Consider the following 18367-nt stretch of genomic DNA (forward strand, 5'->3'; position numbering starts at 1 on the left):
CCCGACACACTTTAGCTTCCCTGCCAGACATGCCCTCGCAAGCGGGTGTGCGCTGGCTTGCACGCCAAATAACAACAACGAGTAGCTCGACATGACCACTTTGCTTACCCGCGGGGCTTTGTTTCCAATCCTTGGGCTGTTGCCCCTGGCCTCGGCCAGCGCCGAAGGTTTCATCGACGACAGCAAGCTCAAGCTGCAATTGCGCAACGTCTACTTCAACGAAAATTTTCGCGATGAGCACGGTATGAGCCCACGGGCGGCGAGGACCGCCAAGAGTGAGCGCACCGAATGGGCCCAGGGCTTCCTGCTGGATTACCAATCGGGCTTTACGCCGGGCACCATTGGCTTCGGGGTCGATGCCCTGGGCCTGCTCGGGGTCAAGCTCGATTCCGGGCGTGGTCGCAGCGGCACCGGCCTGCTGCCGGTGCATGACGACGGTCGCGCCGCCGACGAGTTCGCCAGCGCAGGGATGACCGCCAAGGCCAGGGTGGCCAAGACCACGCTCAAATACGGCACCTTGCTGCCCAAGACCCCGGTATTGGTCTACAACGATGCACGGCTGTTGCCCCAGACTTACCAGGGCACCCAGATCAGCAGCACTGACATCGACAACCTGACCCTCACCGGCGGGCATCTGGAGCGTTTCAAGCTGCGCGATTCGAGCGACAGCATGCCCATCGTGCCCGATGGCTACGGCGGCGATAAGTCCGGTGACTTCAGCTATGCCGGTGCCGACTACAAGTTGGGCAAAAACATCCGCCTGAGTTACTTCTATGGCGAGTTGGAGAATTTCTATCGACAGAATTTTGCCGGCATCCAGCATGATCTGCCCTTGGGCGCTGGGGTATTGACCAGTGACCTGCGCTACTTCAACAGCGTCGATTCGGGTTCGGCCTACGGCGGCAAGATCGACAACGACATGCTCAGCGGATCGCTGTCCTACGCCGTGGTCGGCCACACACTGAGCGCCGGCTACCAGACCCTCAGTGGCGAGGCGGGCCTGCCTTACATCAGTGGCGCCACGGTGTATTCCTTCAGCAACGTCGGGATCGGCAAGTTCATCGAGGAAGACGAAAAGACCTGGATGCTCGGTTACGGCTACGACTTCGCTCGTCTCGGTGTGCCCGGCCTGACATTTTCCACCCGCTACCTGAGCGGCAACGACGGCAAGTCCAATACCACGGTCAAAGAGTGGGAGCGAGACGCAGAGATCGCTTATGTGGTGCAGCAGGGTACGTTCAAGGGGCTGGGGGTGAAGCTGCGTAACTATGTCTATCGCTCGGACTTTTCCCGTGGCCGTGACAGCAACCGGGTCTACTTCACTTACGACATCGCTCTTTGGTAGGACATGCGGTTCACTTAAGAAAAAGATGGACCTGTGGCGAGGGAGCTTGCTCCCGCTCGGCTGCGAAGCAGTCGTGAACCGGCGGGTGCGGTGTGTCTGTGTTACGCGTTCGGCAGGTTTTGGGGCCGCTTCGCGACCCAGCGGGAGCAAGCTCCCTCGCCACGGTTCTCTCAGTGGCTCCGCGCTCATCACGGTGGCCCGGTTCGATTCTTTGCGACATCATGGCGTCAATTTTCTTTGGGGCAATGCCCGTCGAGGCCGCCATGGATCGCAACCGAGACCGACGCAACAACCTTTCCCTGGATGGCCTGAATTTTTTCCTCGCGGATGTACGCGATGGGCTGGGTCCTTACCTGGCGATCTACCTGCTGGCGGTGCATCGCTGGGACCCGGCCAGCATTGGCGTGGTGATGACAGTGGCGGCGATGGCCGGGCTCGTTGCACAGGCGCCCGCCGGGGCGCTGATCGACCGGGTGCGCAGCAAACGTGCCGTGGTGGCTGTGGCCGCCTTGATGGTGACGCTGGGGTGCCTGGCGCTACCGTTCACGTCTTCCTTCGGCCTGGTGGCGCTGACCCAGGCGCTCGGCGCTGTGGCGGCGTCGGTCTTTGCGCCGGCTATTGCGGCGATTTCCCTAGGCATTACTGGCCCCAAGGCCTTTACGCGGCGCACTGGGCGCAACGAAACATTCAACCACGCGGGCAATGCCTGCGCAGCGCTGCTGGCGGGTGGGTTCGCCTGGCTGTTCGGTCCCATAGCGGTGTTCTACCTGATGGCCGCGATGGCATTGGCCAGCGTCGTGGCGGTCAGTTGCGTGTCCGCCGAGGCCATCGACCATGACGTGGCACGAGGCCTGGAGGCCGGTCAGTCGGTGCAGGGCCCGGTACCCTCGGCGCTGCGCGTGTTGCTGGATAACCGCACGCTGCTGTTGTTCGCCATTTGCTGCGGGTTGTTCCACCTGGCGAACGCGGCGATGCTCCCGCTGGTCAGCCAGAAGCTCGCCCAGGCCAATGCACACCTGGCCACGCCGCTGACGTCGGCCTGTATCGTCGCGGCGCAACTGGTCATGGTGCCTATGGCGTGGCTGGTCGGCGTCAAGGCCGATGCCTGGGGGCGCAAGCCGTTGTTGCTGGCCGGCTTCCTGATCCTGCCCATTCGAGGTGTGTTGTACGTGTTCTCGGACGACCTCTATTGGTTGGTGGCGGTGCAGTTGCTCGATGGGATCGGTGCCGGAATGTTTGGCGCGCTGTTTCCCTTGGTGGTGAAGGACCTGACCCAGGGCACCGGGCGTTTCAATGTCAGCCTCGGGGTGCTGTCGACGGTGTTCGGGTTCGGCGCGGCGTTGAGTAACAGCTTGGCCGGCTTTGTGGTGCAAGGGGCTGGCTACAGCGTGGCGTTCCTGACCCTGGCGGCGATTGCTGCGTTGGCATTTGGTCTGTTGCTGGCGATGCCCGAGACTTTCCGGCCAAGCCGCGTTCCCCAGGCCGGTACCATTGCGGTACCTGACGGTAGAGTTGCCTGAAGTCGCGTATCAAGTTCGACCCTGCAATGTTCAACCCCGGACGCCGCTTTCCGGGCTGAGGTGCTGAACATGGCGCTCGCGTCCAACCCCAAACCAATGTGGGAGCGAGCTTGCTCGCGATGACGGCGACACAGCCGACATCAATGCCAGAAGACCCACTGCCCATCGCACGTTAGCTCCCACAAGGGATTTGTAGTGGGCATAAAAAAACGCCGCTTGCCCTTTCCAGGCGAGCGGCGTTTTTTTACGCGTGGTGCGGGTGAAGATTACTCTTCGATGTTGCCCATGGCGGTGGTGTTGAAGCCGCCGTCCACGTACATGATTTCACCGCTGATGCCCGATGCCAGGTCCGAGCACAGGAAGGCGCCGGCGTTGCCGACTTCTTCGATGGTGACGTTGCGACGCAGCGGGGTTTGCGCTTCGTTGGCGGCCAGCATCTTGCGGAAGTTCTTGATGCCGGAAGCGGCGAGGGTGCGGATCGGACCTGCCGATACGCAGTTGACGCGAGTGCCGTCCGGGCCCAGGGAACCGGCCAGGTAGCGTACGCCGGCTTCCAGGGAGGCCTTGGCCATGCCCATGACGTTGTAGTTCGGCATGGTGCGCTCGGCGCCCAGGTACGACAGGGTCAGCAGGCTGCCGTTGCGGCCTTTCATCATTTCGCGACCGGCCTTGGCCAGGGCCACGAAGCTGTAGGCGCTGATGTCGTGGGCAATGCGGAAACCTTCACGGGTGGTGGCTTCGGTGAAGTCGCCGTCCAGTTGGTCGCCCGGGGCGAAGCCCACGGAATGCACGATGCAGTCCAGGCCGTCCCACTTCTTGCTCAGTTGTTCGAAGACCTTGGCGATTTCTTCATCGCTGGCCACGTCGCACGGGAAGCACAGCTCAGGGCTCGAACCCCAGCCCTGTGCGAACTCTTCGACACGACCCTTGAGTTTGTCGTTCTGATAAGTGAAGGCAAGCTCAGCGCCCTCGCGATGCATGGCGGCGGCGATGCCGGATGCGATGGACAGCTTGCTGGCGACACCGACGATCAGTACGCGCTTACCGGCGAGAAAACCCATGTGTTGCTCCTCTTTCAGGTTATTCGGCAGTTGTTGGGGCCAGGAAGGCGGCCTCCAGCAACTGCTGTGTATAGGGGTGCTGCGGCGCGGCGAATATGCTGCGGGCATCACCTTGTTCGACCACTTGGCCATGCTTGACCACCATCAACTGGTGGCTCAGCGCTTTGACGACAGCCAGGTCATGGCTGATAAACAGGTACGTCAGGTTGTACTTGGTTTGCAACGACCGCAACAGCTCCACCACTTGGCGTTGCACGGTACGGTCCAGGGCCGACGTCGGTTCATCCAGCAGAATCAACGCCGGCTTGAGCACCAGGGCCCGGGCAATGGCGATACGCTGCCGCTGCCCTCCGGAAAATTCATGGGGGTAGCGGTTCCGGGTTTCCGGGTCCAGGCCTACCTCCTTCAATGCTGCGATTATCGCTTGTTCCTGTTCGGCTTCGGTGCCGATCTTGTGGATCCGCAGGCCTTCGCCGACGATCTGGCTCACACACATCCGTGGGCTCAGGCTGCCGAACGGGTCCTGAAACACCACTTGCATCTCCCGGCGCAGCGGCCGGACTTGTTGCTGCGTCAGGCTGTCCAGCTGCTTGCCTTCGAAACGGATCCCGCCCTGACTGCCGATCAACCGCAGGATTGCCAACCCCAGGGTGGATTTGCCGGAGCCGCTTTCGCCGACGATGCCCAGGGTCTGCCCCTGGGGCAGGCTGAAGCGGATACCGTCCACGGCCTTGATGTAGTCTACCGTGCGTTTGAACAGGCCTTTCTTGATCGGGAACCAGACTTTCAGGTCCTCGACCTGCAATAGCGGCGGGCCGACAACGTTGTTCGCCGGGGTGCCGCTGGGCTCGGCGCCCAGCAGTTCCCGAGTGTACGGATGCTGCGGTGCGCGGAACAACTCTTCGCACGATGCCTGTTCGACGATGCAACCGCGCTGCATGACACATACGCGATGCGCAATTCTTCGCACAAGGTTCAAATCGTGGCTGATCAGCAGCAGCGACATGCCCAATCGCGCCTGCAGTTCCTTGAGCAATTGGAGGATTTTCAGCTGGACGGTGACGTCCAGCGCGGTGGTCGGCTCGTCGGCGATCAGCAGTTCCGGCTCATTGGCCAGGGCCATGGCGATCATCACCCGCTGGCGCTGGCCGCCGGACAGCTCGTGGGGCAGGGCCTTGAGGCGCTTGTGGGGCTCGGGAATGCCAACCAGCTCCAGCAACTCAAGGGTCCGGCGGGTCGCGACCTTGCCGCTCAGGCCCTTGTGAATGCCGAGCACTTCATTGATCTGTTTTTCAATGGAGTGCAGCGGGTTGAGGGAGGTCATCGGCTCCTGGAAGATCATCGCGATCCGATTGCCACGGATATGCCGGATGGTTTTTTCCTTCAGGCCCAGCAAATTCTGGCCGGCGTACTGGATGGTGCCGGTGGGGTGATGGGCCAGCGGGTAGGGCAGCAACCGCAGGATCGAGTGGGCGGTGACCGATTTGCCCGAGCCGCTTTCACCCACCAGGGCCAGGGTTTCGCCGCGCTTGATATCGAAGCTGACCCCCTCGACCACGCGCTGGCGGCGCTCGCCGACAATGAACTCCACCGCCAGGTCGCGCACTTCGATCAGATTATCCTGGTTCATATCACTTCCTCGGATCGAAGGCATCGCGAGCGGACTCGCCGATGAACACCAACAGGCTCAGCATCACGGCCAGCACGGCGAACGCGCTGATGCCCAGCCACGGCGCCTGGAGGTTGGATTTGCCCTGGGCCACCAGCTCGCCCAGGGATGGCGCCCCCGGCGGCAGGCCGAAGCCGAGGAAATCCAGGGCGGTGAGGGTGCCGATGGCGCCGGTGAGGATGAACGGCATGAACGTCATGGTCGAGACCATGGCGTTGGGCAGGATGTGGCGGAACATGATCGCGCCGTTCTGCATGCCCAGGGCCCGGGCGGCGCGCACGTATTCCAGGTTGCGCCCGCGCAGGAACTCGGCACGGACCACGTCCACCAGGCTCATCCAGGAAAACAGCAACATGATGCCCAGCAGCCACCAGAAGTTGGGCTGCACGAAACTGGCCAGGATGATCAGCAGGTACAGCACCGGCAACCCGGACCAGATTTCCAGGAAACGTTGGCCGGCCAGGTCCACCCAGCCGCCATAGAAACCCTGCAGGGCGCCGGCGATCACGCCGATGATCGAGCTGAGCACGGTCAGCGTCAGGGCAAACAGTACCGAGATGCGGAAGCCATAGATGACCCGGGCCAGGACATCGCGACCCTGGTCGTCAGTGCCCAGCCAGTTCACGGAAGAGGGCGGCGCCGGGGCCGGGACCTTCAGGTCGTAGTTGATGCTCTGGTAGCTGAACGGAATCGGTGCCCACAGCACCCAGGCGTCCTTGGCTGCCAGCAGTTCGCGGATGTAGGGGCTCTTGTAGTTGGCTTCCAGCGGGAACTCGCCGCCGAACGTGGTTTCCGGGTAGCGCTTGAGCGCCGGGAAGTACCAGCCGTCGTCGTAATGCACCACCAGCGGCTTGTCGTTGGCGATCAACTCGGCGCCCAGGCTCAGTCCGAACAGGATCAGGAACAGCCACAGCGACCACCAGCCACGCTTGTTGGCCTTGAACAGTTCGAAGCGGCGGCGATTGAGAGGGGACAGGTTCATCTCAATGCTCCCGGCTTTCGAAGTCGATGCGCGGATCGACAAAGGTGTAGGTCAAGTCGCCGATCAGTTTCACCACCAGCCCCAGCAAGGTGAAGATGAACAGGGTGCCGAACACCACCGGATAGTCGCGGTTGATGGCCGCTTCGAAACTCATCAGGCCCAGGCCGTCGAGGGAGAAGATCACTTCCACCAGCAGGGAGCCGGTAAAGAAGATTCCGATGAAGGCCGAAGGGAAGCCGGCGATCACCAGCAGCATGGCGTTGCGGAATACGTGGCCGTAGAGCACCCGATGGCGGGTCAGGCCCTTGGCCTTGGCGGTGACCACGTATTGCTTGTTGATTTCGTCGAGGAAGCTGTTCTTGGTCAGCAGGGTCATGGTCGCGAAGTTGCCGATCACCAGGGCGGTCACGGGCAAGGCCAGGTGCCAGAAGTAATCGAGGATCTTGCCGCCCATGCTCAATTCGTCGAAGTTGTTGGAGGTCAGCCCGCGCAACGGGAACCAGTCGAAATAACTGCCGCCGGCAAACACCACGATCAGCAGGATGGCGAACAGGAACGACGGTATCGCGTAGCCGATGATGATTGCCGAACTGGTCCAGACGTCGAAATGGCTGCCGTGGCGCGTGGCCTTGGCGATCCCCAGCGGGATCGACACCAGGTACATGATCAGCGTGCTCCACAGCCCGAGGGAGATGGACACCGGCATCTTCTCCTTGATCAGGTCGATGACCTTGGCATCGCGGAAAAAACTGTCGCCGAAGTCCAGGTGGGCGTAGTTCTTGATCATGATCCACAGGCGTTCGGGGGCCGACTTGTCGAAGCCGTACATGTGCTCGATTTCCTTGACCAGCGCCGGGTCCAGGCCCTGGGCACCGCGGTACGAGGAACCGGCCACCGCCACTTCGGCACCGCCGCCGGCAATGCGGCTGGTGGCGCCTTCGAAGCCCTCGAGCTTGGCGATCATTTGTTCCACCGGCCCGCCGGGCGCGGCCTGGATGATGACGAAGTTGATCAGCAGAATGCCGAACAGGGTCGGGATGATCAGCAGCAGTCGCCGAAAAATATAAGCCAGCATCTTGTTACTCCACGCTCGCAGGGGCGGCGATTTGCTGCTCGATGACCTGCTTTTCTACTTCATCGGCCGGCTTGACCTCCGGCTTGACCCACCAGGTGGTGGTGCCGATGTCATAGGTTGGGGTGATTTTCGGATGGCCGATGTGATTCCAGTAGGCCACGCGCCAGGTCTTGATGTGCCAGTTGGGAATCACGTAGTAGCCCCACTGCAAAACCCGGTCCAGTGCTCGGGCGTGGGCCACCAGGCTCTTGCGCGAATCGGCGTTGATCAGTTGTTCCACCAGTTGGTCCACGGCCGGATCCTTCAGACCCATGGTGTTGCGGCTGCCGGGCTTGTCGGCGGCGGCCGACATCCAGAACTCGCGCTGTTCGTTACCCGGAGAGCTGGATTGCGGGAAGCTGCCCACCACCAGGTCGAAGTCTCGGGAGCGTACGCGGTTGACGAACTGGGAGACGTCGACCCGGCGGATGATCAGCTCGATGCCCAGGTCGCTCAGGTTGCGCTTGAACGGCAGCAGTATCCGTTCGAACTCGGTCTGGGCCAGCAGGAACTCCAGCACTACCGGTTTGCCCTGGGCATCGACCATCTTGTCGTCGACGATGCGCCAGCCGGCTTCCTGCAGCAATTGGTAGGCCTTGCGCTGCTGGTCGCGGATCATGCCGCTGCCGTCGCACATTGAAGGCTGGAACGCGTCGGTGAAGACTTGCTCGGGAATCTTGCCGCGCAGGGGCTCGAGAATCTTCAGTTCGTCTTCGCCGGGCAGGCCGGTGGCGGCCATTTCCGAATTCTCGAAGTAGCTGCGGGTGCGAGCGTAGGCGCCGTTGAACAGTTGTTTGTTGGTCCACTCGAAATCCAGGAGCAGGCTCAAGGCCTTGCGTACCCGGACATCCTGGAAGATCGGCCGGCGCAGGTTGTAGATAAAACCCTGCATACCGGTGGGGTTGCCGTTGGGGATCTGTTCCTTGATCAGCCGGCCCTCGGTCACGGCCGGGATGTTGTAGGCATTGGCCCAGTTCTTGGCGGTCATTTCCAGCCAGAAATCGAATTGACCGGCCTTGAGCGCTTCGACCGCGACGGTGTTGTCGCGGTAGTAGTCGGTGACCAGTACGTCGAAATTGTAGAAGCCGCGATTGACCGGCAGGTCCTTGCCCCAATAGTCCTTCACCCGCTCATAGCGGATCGAGCGACCGGCCTTCACTTCGGCGACCTTGTAGGGGCCGCTGCCCAGGGGGATTTCCAGGTTGCCCTTGCTGAAGTCGCGCTCGGCCCACCAGTGCTTCGGCAATACCGGCAGTTGGCCGAGGATCAACGGCAGTTCGCGATTGTTGGTGTGCTTGAACTTGAACAGGACCTTGAGCGGGTCTTCGGCAATGACGTCGGCAACATCGTTGTAATAGCCGCGAAACATCGGCGCGCCGTCCCTGGTCAGGGTCTGGAAGCTGAAGACCACGTCTTCTGCCCGTACCGGGTGGCCGTCGTTGAAACGGGCTTCGGGGCGCAGGTAGAAGCGCACCCAGGCATTGTCCGGGGCTTTCTCGATTTTTTCGGCGATCAGGCCATATTCGGTGAAAGGTTCGTCCAGGCCCTGCTTGGCCAGGGTGTCGTAGATCAGGCCGATGTCATCGGCCGGCACGCCTTTGCTGATGAATGGGTTGAGGCTGTCGAAACCCCCAAAGCCACCCTGGCGGAAGATGCCGCCCTTGGGCGCGTCCGGGTTGACGTAGTCGAAATGCTTGAAGTTCGCGGGGTATTTGGGCGGCTCGTTGTACAAGGTCAAGGCGTGCTGTGGCGCGGCGCAGGCCAACCCGGCGAATAACAGGCTGCTGGCCTGCAGGAGCAGGGCACGTAGAGGCTTCATTGATCTTTCTCCGAAGATTTCAGCCACCATGCGCTCAGGCCCAGGGTGTAGGGCGGCGTGGTGACGAAGGCGAACCGGTTGCGGTACGCCAGGCGATGATAATTGAGATACCAGTTGGGAATGCAGTAATGCTGCCACAACAGCACGCGATCCAGGGCTTTGCCGGCGGCGACCTGTTCGTCGCGGGTCTGGGCGGCGAGCAGTTTTTCCAGCAGGTGGTCGACCACCGGGTTGGCGATCCCCGCGTAGTTCTTGCTGCCCTTGACCCCGACCTGGCTGGAGTGGAAGTACTGCCATTGCTCAAGGCCCGGGCTGAGGGTCTGGCCCAAGGTCAGCAGGATCATGTCGAAATCGAACTGGTCCAGGCGCTGTTTGTACTGGGCGCGATCCACTGTGCGCAACCGGGCCTGGATGCCGATACTGGCGAGGTTTTCGACGTAGGGCTGCAGGATGCGCTCAAGGTTCGGGTTCACCAGCAGGATTTCGAAACTCAGGGGCTGGCTGTCGGTATTGAGCAGGCGCTGGCCGTTAAGGCTCCAGCCGGCCTCCTTCAAGAGGCCCAGGGCCTTGCGCAAGGTTTCCCGGGGGATGCCGCGCCCGTCGGTCTTGGGCAAGCTGAAGGGTTCGGTGAGCAGTGTGGGCGGCAATTGTTCCCGATACGGCTTGAGCAACAGCCATTCATGGCCCACCGGCAGGCCGGTGGCGGAGAATTCGCTGTTGGGGTAGTAACTGAGGGTGCGCTTGTAGGCGCCGCTGAACAGGGTGCGGTTGGTCCACTCGAAATCGAACATCAGCCCCAGGGCTTCACGTACCTTGACCTCGGCAAACGTGCTGCGCCGGGTGTTCATGAACAGGCCTTGGGTCTGGGTCGGGATCTGGTGGGGGATTTGCGCCTTGATGACATCGCCCCGGTTGACCGCCGGGAATTGATAGCCGTTGGCCCAGTTCTTGGCCTGGTGTTCGATGTAGATATCGAACTCGCCAGCCTTGAAGGCTTCGAAGGCGACTTCGCTGTCACGGTAGAACTCCACGTCCATGCGGTCGTAGTTGTACTTGCCGCGATTGACCGGCAGGTCCTTGCCCCAGTAGTTCTTGACCCGTTCGAACACCAGTTGGCGGCCTGGCTGCACTTTGGTGATGCGATACGGCCCGCTGCCCAGGGGCGGTTCGAAGGTCGTCGCCTTGAAGTCGCGGTTTTTCCAGTAATGCTGGGGCAACACTGGCAGTTCACCCAGGCGCAGGATCAGCAGCGGATTGCCCGCACGCTTGAAGACAAAGCGGATTTTCAGCGGATTGAGAATGTCGACCCGCAGCACTTCCTGCAGGTTGGTGCGGTACTGCGGGTGGCCGTCCTTGAGCAGCGTCCTGTAGGAGAACGCCACGTCATAGGCGGTGATGGGTATGCCATCGTGAAACCGCGCTTCGGGTCGCAGGTTGAACACGACCCAGCTGCGGTCTTCGCTGTATTCCACCGACTGGGCGATCAGGCCATAGCTCGACGTCGGTTCGTCACCGGAGGGGGCGTACTGGCCGGTGCCGACCATCAATGGTTCGTTCAGCTCATTGATACCGTACTGCAGGAAGTTGGGCGTGGAAACCGGGCTGCTGCCCTTGAACGTGTAGGGGTTGAGCGTATCGAAGGTGCCGAATGCCATGACCCGCAAGACTCCGCCCTTGGGCGCTTGCGGGTTGACCCAGTCGAAGTGGGTGAATCTGGCCGGGTACTTGAGCGTGCCGAACTGCGCATAGCCATGGCTTTCGCTGATGGCTGCGCTGGCGGGAGAGCTCAAGGCCAGGCTGATCAGGAGCAGGAGGAGGGGACGTATCAAGTCTGAGATCCGATCCAGGCGGCTTGGGCTTTATGGCCTGTACAGTAACAGCTTGTATCGGCAGGAAAAAGGCGGTGGGCCAAAGCGTCTCAGATTACTCGAAACCGGAGCGAGAATGCTTTTGTGGCGAGGGAGCTTGCTCCCGCTGGGGTGCGAAGCAACCCTGAACCTGCCACCTCGGTGTGACAGGTGGATTGAGTCGTTGCTTTTGGGGCCGCTTCGCAGCCCAGCGGGAGCAAGCTCCCTCGCCACAAAAAGCCCTTCAGCCATTAATGGGCTTAGTGCGGGGAGTAGACCGTCAGCATCTGCCCAGGCTTGAGTGCCTTGCCCATCCGCGGGTTCCAGCGCTTGAGGTGCTGCATTTCCACGTTGAAGCGCTTGGCGACGACGTACAACGAATCACCCTGCTTGACCTTGTACTGGGTCTGTTTCTTCTGGTCCTTGGTATTGGCGGCCACCACGGTGCTGATGCGCTTGCCGGTGGTTTTGCTCGCCTTGGCATCCTGCATCACCAGGGTCTGGCCGACCTTGAGCTTGTTGCCGCTGAGTTTGTTCCAGCGTTGCAGGTCCTTGGTCTGGACGTTGTTGGCCTTGGCGATCTGGGCGAGGTTGTCGCCGCGCTTGACGCGGTAGGTGCGCCTTGCGCCTGCCACGTCACTGTCGTCGGCCGATTCAAAGACCGGCTTGAGCGAGCGCTGGCTGATCAGCTCTTCCGGGCGCATGGTCGACAGGCTGGCGGTCAGCAACTGGGCCTTGGACGTTGGCACCAGCAGGTGCTGGGGGCCGTCGATGGTGGTGCGCTGCTTGAAGGCCGGGTTGAGCTGGAACAGCTCGTCTTCATCGATGTTGGCCACCGCCGCGACCTTGGACAGGTCCATGCGCTGGTTGATCTCGACGACCTGGAAATAGGGTTCGTTGGCGATCGGGTTGAGGTTCACGCCATAGGCATCGGGCGAGAGCACCACCTGTGACAGTGCCAGCAACTTCGGCACATAGGCCTGGGTCTCGCTGGGCAGCGGCAGGTTCCAGTAGTCGGTGGGCAGGCCAAGCTTCTCGTTGCGCTCGATGGCGCGACTGACCGTGCCTTCGCCGGCGTTGTAGGCCGCCAGCGCCAGCAACCAGTCGCCGTTGAACATGTCGTGCAGGCGCGTCAGGTAGTCCATGGCGGCCGTGGTGGAGGCGGTGATATCGCGACGCCCGTCATAGAAGCGGGTCTGGCGCAGGTTGAAGTAGCGCCCCGTGGACGGGATGAATTGCCACAGGCCCACGGCGTTGGCCCGGGAATAGGCCATGGGGTTGTAGGCACTCTCGATCACCGGCAGCAGCGCCAGCTCCAGCGGCATGTTGCGCTCTTCGAGGCGTTCGACGATGTAATGGATGTACAGGCTGCCGCGCTCACCGGCGTTTTCCAGGAAGGAGGGATTGCTGGCGAACCACAGGCGCTGTTGCTCGATGCGTGGGTTGACACCGGCCGTTTCCTGCAGCTGGAAACCCTGGCGCATACGCTCCCAGACGTCCTGGGGTACTTGGGGGCTGGGTTTCTCAGCGAGCCATACCGGCTTCTGTTTGGCGCGAGCAGCGATATTCGGCGTGTGCGCCGCGTCGGTCTGCGGCAGCTGGCTCGTGCTCTGGCAGCCCGCCAAGGTAGCGGACACAGCCACCGCGATGGCTTGAGCCAAGCGGGTCAATGTGTCTGACTGGACGGACCTGCGTATAGATGACGACATTGGCTGGAAGTAAGTTCCGGGCAAAAATGTCGGCCGATTCTAGGAAGCGCACCCCAACAGGTCAACCTTTCAGAATTTTTGTATCAATCGATAGCTGCCTTAGAACGTATCTTTCCAAGCCCTCAAGGCCGCAAAAACCTCACTCGGCGTCTGGTTTCGCTGGCCGTTCCGTTCGTCTGCTTTTTGTTTAACGGATGTTTCAGTCGTACGCAGGAACGGATTGGTGAGTTTTTCCAGGGCCAGGGTCGAGGGCAGCGTCATGATGCCTTCGCTGCGTTGCCGGCTGACTTTTTCCAGGCGGGCGGCGACGTCCGGATTGCCTGGCTCCACGGCGGCAGCGAACTTCAGGTTGCTGAGGGTATATTCATGGGTGCAGTAGACCAGCGTATCTTCAGGCAGGGCGGCGAGGCGACTGAGCGAGTGGTGCATTTGCGCAGGCGTGCCTTCGAAGAGTCGGCCGCAACCGGCGGCGAACAGGGTGTCGCCACAAAACAGCAGGCCATGGTGGTAATAGGCGATGTGCCCCAGCGTATGGCCTGGCACGGCGTAGACATCGAAGTCCCAGCCGAGCACGCTGACCTGGTCGTTGTCATGCAGGGCCTGGTCCCGCGCCGGAATGTTTTCGCTGGCCGGACCGTAAACGGTGGCGTTCGTCGCATTCTTCAGCGCCTGGACGCCGCCGACATGATCATGGTGATGGTGGGTGATCAAGATGTCGCTCAGGACCCAGCCCGGATGGGCCTCGAGCCAGGCCTGCACCGGTGCGGCGTCACCCGGGTCGACCACGGCGCAGCGCTGGGTGGCGTGGTCCTGTAACAACCAGATGTAGTTATCGGTGAATGCGGGCAGGGCACTGATCTGTATCATCGTGGAATTCGCCAAGCGGAAAACAAAGGCGCATCTTAGAACTTCCTGACGCGTTGGAGAATGCAATGACCGATGAAGCGTTCGCTCAGGCTGATCCTGACTGGCTGGCGTTGATCAGCGCCGCCCGTGAATGGCTGTCCGGCCCTGTTGGGCAATTTTTGCTGGATGAAGAACGGCGCATGCTCGAAGACGAGTTGGGCCGGTTCTTCGGCGGCTACCTGGTGCACTACGGGCCCTCGGCGCAAACCCCGCCGTCGGCACCGCAAGTCCAGCGCAATGTACGCCTGGGAGCGCCGTTGCCGGGGGTGGAAATCGTCTGCGAGGAGCAGGCCTGGCCGTTGAGCGAACATGCCGCCGATGTGGTGGTCATGCAGCACGGCCTGGATTTCTGCCTGTCGCCCCACGGCTTGTTGCGTGAAGCCGCCAGCAGCGTGCGCCCCGGCGGGCATCTGTTGATCATCGGCATCAACCCCTGGAGCACTTGGGGGTTGCGTCATGTGTTTGCCCACGACGCCTTGCGCCAGGCCCGCTGCATCTCGGCGTCCAGGGTCGGTGACTGGCTCAACCTGCTGGGCTTTGCGCTGGAGAAACGCCGCTTCGGGTGCTATCGTCCGCCGCTTGCGTCGCCCAAGTGGCAGGCGCGCCTGGCCGGCTGGGAGCGCAAGGCCGGTGACTGGCAGCTGTCCGGCGGCGGTTTCTACCTGCTGGTGGCGCGCAAGATCGCGGTCGGACTGCGCCCGGTTCGTCAGGCGCGACGCGAGCCGATGGGCAAGCTGATTCCCTTGCCAATGGCCAAGGTCAATCGTCGCCACATCGAGCCGTAACCTTTTTTGATGGTTCTTGTCGTATTGGGCTGCGGGTGTTGTCGGGCCCGATCGGCGGGCCTTTGCATTTTTTCCTGGATAGATTGGCATGAGCGATAGCGTAGAACTCTTCACTGATGGCGCCTGCAAGGGCAATCCCGGTCCGGGCGGCTGGGGCGCGTTGCTGGTGTGCAAGGGCGTGGAGAAGGAACTCTGGGGCGGCGAAGCCAATACCACCAACAATCGCATGGAGCTGATGGGCGCCATCCGAGGCCTGGAGGAGCTCAAGCGGTCCTGCGATGTGTTGTTGGTGACCGACTCGCAGTACGTCATGAAAGGCATCAACGAGTGGATGGCCAACTGGAAGAAACGTGGCTGGAAGACGGCGGCGAAGGAGCCGGTAAAAAACGCCGACCTCTGGAAGCTGCTGGATGAACAGGTCAACCGCCACAACGTCACCTGGAAATGGGTGCGCGGCCACATCGGCCACCACGGCAACGAGCGCGCCGATCAGTTGGCCAATCGCGGGGTGGATGAGGTGCGGGGCTATAAGCAGGCTTGATCTGGCTGGGTGTCCCCTGTCGGAAGGCATGAATTCACACCTGTGGCGAGGGAGCTTGCTCCCGCTGGACTGCGGAGCAGGCCCCAGGGGCGGTCGCTGCGCAACCGAGCGGGAGCAAGCTCCCTCGCCACAAGAGCTCCAAGCCATAAAAGCCTGCTCACAGGACATTGCGGATGCATTGGCGTGAGCGTGCTAAGATCCGCGCTTTTGCAAGACTGCCCGCTGAGAGCTGAACACTGATGGCCAACAGATCTGTAGTACTGGATACCGAAACCACCGGCATGCCGGTGACCGATGGTCACCGGATTATTGAAATCGGTTGTGTCGAGCTGATCGGCCGGCGCCTGACAGGTCGCCATTTCCATGTGTACCTGCAACCGGACCGCGAAAGCGACGAGGGCGCCATCGGCGTCCACGGCATCACCAACGAATTCCTGGTGGGCAAGCCGCGTTTCGCCGAAGTGGCCGATGAGTTCTTCGAATTCATCCAGGGCGCGCAGTTGATCATCCACAACGCGGCGTTCGACGTCGGGTTCATCAACAATGAATTCGCCCTGATGGGCCAGTACGACCGGGCCGACATTACCCAGCATTGCACTATCCTCGATACCCTGATGATGGCCCGGGAACGCCACCCTGGGCAGCGCAACAGCCTCGACGCCTTGTGCAAACGCTATGGCGTCGACAACTCCGGCCGTGAGCTTCACGGCGCCTTGCTCGACTCCGAGATCCTGGCCGACGTCTACCTGACCATGACCGGCGGCCAGACCAGTCTGTCCCTGGCCGGCAACGCCTCGGACGGCAACGGTACTGGCGAAGGCTCTGGTAACCAGGCTTCGGAGATTCGCCGTTTGCCCACTGACCGCCAGCCCTCGCGGATCATCCGCGCCAGCGAAAGCGACCTGGCCGAACATGCCGCGCGTCTGGAAGCCATCGCCAAGTCCGCGGGTGCTCCGGCATTGTGGACGCAGTTGGCCGAGTCGCAGGCCGCTTCGCACTGATGAAACCCTTCCTGTGGGAGCGAGCTCCCACAAGGTTATCCATCGTTCATTTCTCGCCACAATCGCCACGACCTTCTACCCTGAGGTAACGGGCAGGCTACGGATCCCGCTTGATGTGTGAAGATTTGAAAGGCAAGGGCAATGGATGGCACCACGCCGTTGGTTGCCTCAAGGAATGAGGACCTTCCCCAGTATGCAACCGGTCATGAATCCCAAGCACCCCGGGTTGTCGGTGCGCGTCGTCGATGACGGCTTTGCCGCCTATATCTGGGGCAGTGACTTCAGTTTCGAAGTCAGCGACTACGGGACGGCACAGATCGGCCGCCCCGTCAGCCAGTGGCCGGTGACAGCTATTGTTCCCTATCGCAAGTGCTACGGCATCGATCCCGAGGAGTTCAGCAGCTTCCGCGATGCCCCGGACAGCGAGATCTTCATGGCTTATCTCGATGATCAGCCCGTGGGGCATCTGGTGGTCAGTACCAACTGGAACGGCTATGCCCACATCGACGAGTTGGCGGTACACGCCCCGGCCCGTCGCCACGGAGTAGCCAAGGCATTGCTCGATGTCGCCCAGTTCTGGAGTCGCAAGAAAAAACTGCCGGGCATCATGCTCGAGACCCAGAACAACAATCTGGGTGCTTGCCGACTCTATGAGCGTTGCGGTTACGTGCTCGGCGGTATCGATCACCTGCGCTATCGCGGCATTGACCGGCATACCGACGAAGTGGCGCTGTTCTGGTACCGACTGTTCGATGATCCGCTGGGCATGTCGATCAGTGGCTCAACAACGCCTCGGCTTGTTCCGTAACCCGTTCCAGTAGCGATTGGAGAGTGGGTGAGGGCAGCGTACCGTTCAGGCTCAGGGCATAGAGGCCAATCGCAATGGCGGGCGATACCGGGCAGACATCCAGGCCGCCGCCCTTGGCCCCCGAGGCGGTGAACGGGTCGACGATGGCAAGGCCTTCGCCGGCCTCGACCATGGCGCGCATCATCTGATGGGTCTGGACGCGGATCTGGATCATTGGCGCCGGACGCAGCGCCGCCAGTTTATGCTCGAACGCAGGGCTCAGCGGGTCATGGCCATCCAGGCCCACCAACGGCTGGCCCGCCAGGTCCTGGAGCGAAATGTATTTCTGTCGTGGTTGCAGCCAGCCGTGAGGTGCCAGCAATTGCAATTTGCCCTGGGCGATCATCTGGCAATGGATGTCGGGGTGTTCAGGGTCGTGCAAGCTCAGGCCCAGGTCGCTTTCACGCAACAGCAGGCTGTGGACGATCTCGCGGGTCGGTTGGCTGAGCAGGGTGCAAGGCGCATCCGGATGGCGGCGACGCAAGGCGGCGATGCTCTGGGGCAACAACTGCTGGGCCAGTGGCGGGGTGCAGATAATGCGCAAGGGTGGTGCCTGATAGTGTTTCAGGCTGCTGGCCAGGCGCTGCACCGGTTCGAGGGTGTCGTACACCCGCGTGATGCCGTCGCGCAGTTCAAGGGTTTCCCGGGTGGCCTGCAGGCGCCCACGCACGCTGGCAAACAGCATGAAGCCCAGCTGGGCCTCGGCATCGCGCAGGATCGCCTCGACCTCCGTCACCGGCAATTGCAGCCATTCGGCCGCCGTGCCGAGGTGACCGGTCTGCAGCAGCGCCTGGATCACTTCGATGTGGCGTAAACGCATGCAAGAAGTCCATGTTCGGCGGGTGAGCCATTGAGTGGCTGAATCCTAACCCAAGTCCGGGCATGACTTCTGCTAATAACCAACAGGTTATAGCGCTATTTGCGTTTCGGGTTCGCGCGTCAACTTGATGCCGGTCTGCACCAATTCAAACTCGTCCTCGTTGAGTTTCTTGACTCGATCACCGATCGCCAGCTTGTAAGTGGTGACAGGCTCCTTGCCGTTTCCGTCGGGCGACGGGGTCGATTCCTGGAACTCATGCACCGAATAGACGCGACCTTCGGCGTCCCGCGCATGAAATTGTCCGACAAGTACTGCTGCCATTGCTTAGAACCTCTGGAAATAAATCACTCGATTTGCGGTTCTGTAGACCTTGGTCAAGCGCGGTAAGTTTTCCTACATGA

At 61.6% G+C, this 18367-nt stretch carries 16 protein-coding genes; 6 read left to right on the forward strand and 10 right to left on the reverse strand.

Going from position 1 to position 18367, the window contains the following annotated elements; genetic code table 11:
* Positions 1-91 precede the first annotated feature (91 nt).
* Positions 92-1345 (forward strand): OprD family porin, encoded by a 1254-nt coding sequence (locus tag Q7F16_RS00335; protein WP_409555376.1) that lies wholly within the window; start codon positions 92-94, stop codon positions 1343-1345.
* Between the two features lie 263 nt (positions 1346-1608).
* Positions 1609-2865, forward strand: coding sequence for an MFS transporter (locus Q7F16_RS00340; protein WP_046062900.1), 1257 nt, complete (start codon positions 1609-1611; stop codon positions 2863-2865).
* Between the two features lie 266 nt (positions 2866-3131).
* Here the strand turns inward: Q7F16_RS00340 and fabI are convergent, their stop codons facing one another.
* The 8 genes from fabI to gloB all read right to left on the reverse strand — a co-directional run bounded on the left by fabI (position 3132) and on the right by gloB (position 13933).
* A complete protein-coding gene (gene fabI / locus Q7F16_RS00345) occupies positions 3132-3926 on the reverse strand; it encodes an enoyl-ACP reductase FabI (RefSeq protein ID WP_014339032.1) in 795 nt (264 codons plus the stop codon).
* A 19-nt stretch (positions 3927-3945) separates the two neighbouring features.
* A complete protein-coding gene (locus Q7F16_RS00350) occupies positions 3946-5556 on the reverse strand; it encodes an ABC transporter ATP-binding protein (RefSeq protein ID WP_014339033.1) in 1611 nt (536 codons plus the stop codon).
* Between the two features lies 1 nt (position 5557).
* On the reverse strand, positions 5558-6577 hold the full coding sequence (locus Q7F16_RS00355; protein ID WP_014339034.1) for an ABC transporter permease: 1020 nt from the start codon (positions 6575-6577) through the stop codon (positions 5558-5560).
* A gap of 1 nt (position 6578) precedes the next feature.
* Positions 6579-7652: a microcin C ABC transporter permease YejB gene (locus Q7F16_RS00360; protein WP_014339035.1), complete on the reverse strand. Its 1074-nt coding sequence runs from the start codon at positions 7650-7652 to the stop codon at positions 6579-6581.
* A 4-nt stretch (positions 7653-7656) separates the two neighbouring features.
* Positions 7657-9510: an extracellular solute-binding protein gene (locus tag Q7F16_RS00365; protein ID WP_014339036.1), complete on the reverse strand. Its 1854-nt coding sequence runs from the start codon at positions 9508-9510 to the stop codon at positions 7657-7659.
* Positions 9507-11339 (reverse strand): extracellular solute-binding protein, encoded by a 1833-nt coding sequence (locus Q7F16_RS00370; RefSeq protein ID WP_046062780.1) that lies wholly within the window; start codon positions 11337-11339, stop codon positions 9507-9509. The genes Q7F16_RS00365 and Q7F16_RS00370 overlap by 4 nt, the downstream gene beginning before the upstream one ends.
* Before the next feature lie 278 nt (positions 11340-11617).
* Positions 11618-13066, reverse strand: a complete 1449-nt coding sequence (locus Q7F16_RS00375; RefSeq protein ID WP_046062779.1) for a transglycosylase SLT domain-containing protein — start codon at positions 13064-13066, stop codon at positions 11618-11620.
* Positions 13067-13165: 99 nt separating this feature from the next.
* On the reverse strand, positions 13166-13933 hold the full coding sequence (gene gloB, locus Q7F16_RS00380) for a hydroxyacylglutathione hydrolase (protein ID WP_046062778.1): 768 nt from the start codon (positions 13931-13933) through the stop codon (positions 13166-13168).
* Between the two features lie 65 nt (positions 13934-13998).
* On the opposite strand from gloB, the gene Q7F16_RS00385 reads away from it, so the two are divergent.
* From Q7F16_RS00385 to Q7F16_RS00400, 4 genes are all read left to right on the forward strand, one after another.
* Positions 13999-14757 carry a class I SAM-dependent methyltransferase gene (locus tag Q7F16_RS00385; RefSeq protein ID WP_046062777.1) on the forward strand — a complete coding sequence of 253 codons (759 nt, stop codon included), beginning with the start codon at positions 13999-14001 and terminating at the stop codon, positions 14755-14757.
* An 88-nt stretch (positions 14758-14845) separates the two neighbouring features.
* Positions 14846-15298 carry a ribonuclease HI gene (gene rnhA / locus Q7F16_RS00390; RefSeq protein WP_003180633.1) on the forward strand — a complete coding sequence of 151 codons (453 nt, stop codon included), beginning with the start codon at positions 14846-14848 and terminating at the stop codon, positions 15296-15298.
* A gap of 239 nt (positions 15299-15537) precedes the next feature.
* Positions 15538-16299 (forward strand): DNA polymerase III subunit epsilon, encoded by a 762-nt coding sequence (gene dnaQ, locus Q7F16_RS00395; RefSeq protein ID WP_409555377.1) that lies wholly within the window; start codon positions 15538-15540, stop codon positions 16297-16299.
* A 193-nt stretch (positions 16300-16492) separates the two neighbouring features.
* A complete protein-coding gene (locus Q7F16_RS00400) occupies positions 16493-17107 on the forward strand; it encodes a GNAT family N-acetyltransferase (protein WP_046062775.1) in 615 nt (204 codons plus the stop codon).
* On the opposite strand, the gene Q7F16_RS00405 is transcribed toward Q7F16_RS00400, so the two are convergent.
* A complete protein-coding gene (locus Q7F16_RS00405; RefSeq protein ID WP_046062774.1) occupies positions 17073-17966 on the reverse strand; it encodes a LysR family transcriptional regulator in 894 nt (297 codons plus the stop codon). The genes Q7F16_RS00400 and Q7F16_RS00405 overlap by 35 nt on opposite strands.
* Before the next feature lie 87 nt (positions 17967-18053).
* Positions 18054-18287: a hypothetical protein gene (locus Q7F16_RS00410; protein WP_014339045.1), complete on the reverse strand. Its 234-nt coding sequence runs from the start codon at positions 18285-18287 to the stop codon at positions 18054-18056.
* Positions 18288-18367 lie beyond the last annotated feature (80 nt).

Origin of the sequence: Pseudomonas sp. Lb2C2 (assembly GCF_052112205.1) — a bacterium.
GTDB lineage: Bacteria > Pseudomonadota > Gammaproteobacteria > Pseudomonadales > Pseudomonadaceae > Aquipseudomonas > Aquipseudomonas kilonensis.

Bases quoted from the DNA above. Each gene is read 5' to 3' on its own strand.
- Q7F16_RS00385 (WP_046062777.1), top strand. From the start codon at position 13,999: ATGACCGATGAAGCGTTCGCTCAGGCTGATCCTGACTGGCTGGCGTTG.
- rnhA (WP_003180633.1), top strand. From the start codon at position 14,846: ATGAGCGATAGCGTAGAACTCTTCACTGATGGCGCCTGCAAGGGCAAT.
- Q7F16_RS00340 (WP_046062900.1), top strand. From the start codon at position 1,609: ATGGATCGCAACCGAGACCGACGCAACAACCTTTCCCTGGATGGCCTG.
- fabI (WP_014339032.1), bottom strand. From the start codon at position 3,926: ATGGGTTTTCTCGCCGGTAAGCGCGTACTGATCGTCGGTGTCGCCAGC.
- gloB (WP_046062778.1), bottom strand. From the start codon at position 13,933: ATGATACAGATCAGTGCCCTGCCCGCATTCACCGATAACTACATCTGG.
- Q7F16_RS00350 (WP_014339033.1), bottom strand. From the start codon at position 5,556: ATGAACCAGGATAATCTGATCGAAGTGCGCGACCTGGCGGTGGAGTTC.
- Q7F16_RS00410 (WP_014339045.1), bottom strand. From the start codon at position 18,287: ATGGCAGCAGTACTTGTCGGACAATTTCATGCGCGGGACGCCGAAGGT.
- Q7F16_RS00355 (WP_014339034.1), bottom strand. From the start codon at position 6,577: ATGAACCTGTCCCCTCTCAATCGCCGCCGCTTCGAACTGTTCAAGGCC.
- Q7F16_RS00400 (WP_046062775.1), top strand. From the start codon at position 16,493: ATGCAACCGGTCATGAATCCCAAGCACCCCGGGTTGTCGGTGCGCGTC.
- Q7F16_RS00405 (WP_046062774.1), bottom strand. From the start codon at position 17,966: ATGCGTTTACGCCACATCGAAGTGATCCAGGCGCTGCTGCAGACCGGT.
- Q7F16_RS00335 (WP_409555376.1), top strand. From the start codon at position 92: ATGACCACTTTGCTTACCCGCGGGGCTTTGTTTCCAATCCTTGGGCTG.
- Q7F16_RS00375 (WP_046062779.1), bottom strand. From the start codon at position 13,066: ATGTCGTCATCTATACGCAGGTCCGTCCAGTCAGACACATTGACCCGC.
- Q7F16_RS00365 (WP_014339036.1), bottom strand. From the start codon at position 9,510: ATGAAGCCTCTACGTGCCCTGCTCCTGCAGGCCAGCAGCCTGTTATTC.
- Q7F16_RS00360 (WP_014339035.1), bottom strand. From the start codon at position 7,652: ATGCTGGCTTATATTTTTCGGCGACTGCTGCTGATCATCCCGACCCTG.
- dnaQ (WP_409555377.1), top strand. From the start codon at position 15,538: ATGGCCAACAGATCTGTAGTACTGGATACCGAAACCACCGGCATGCCG.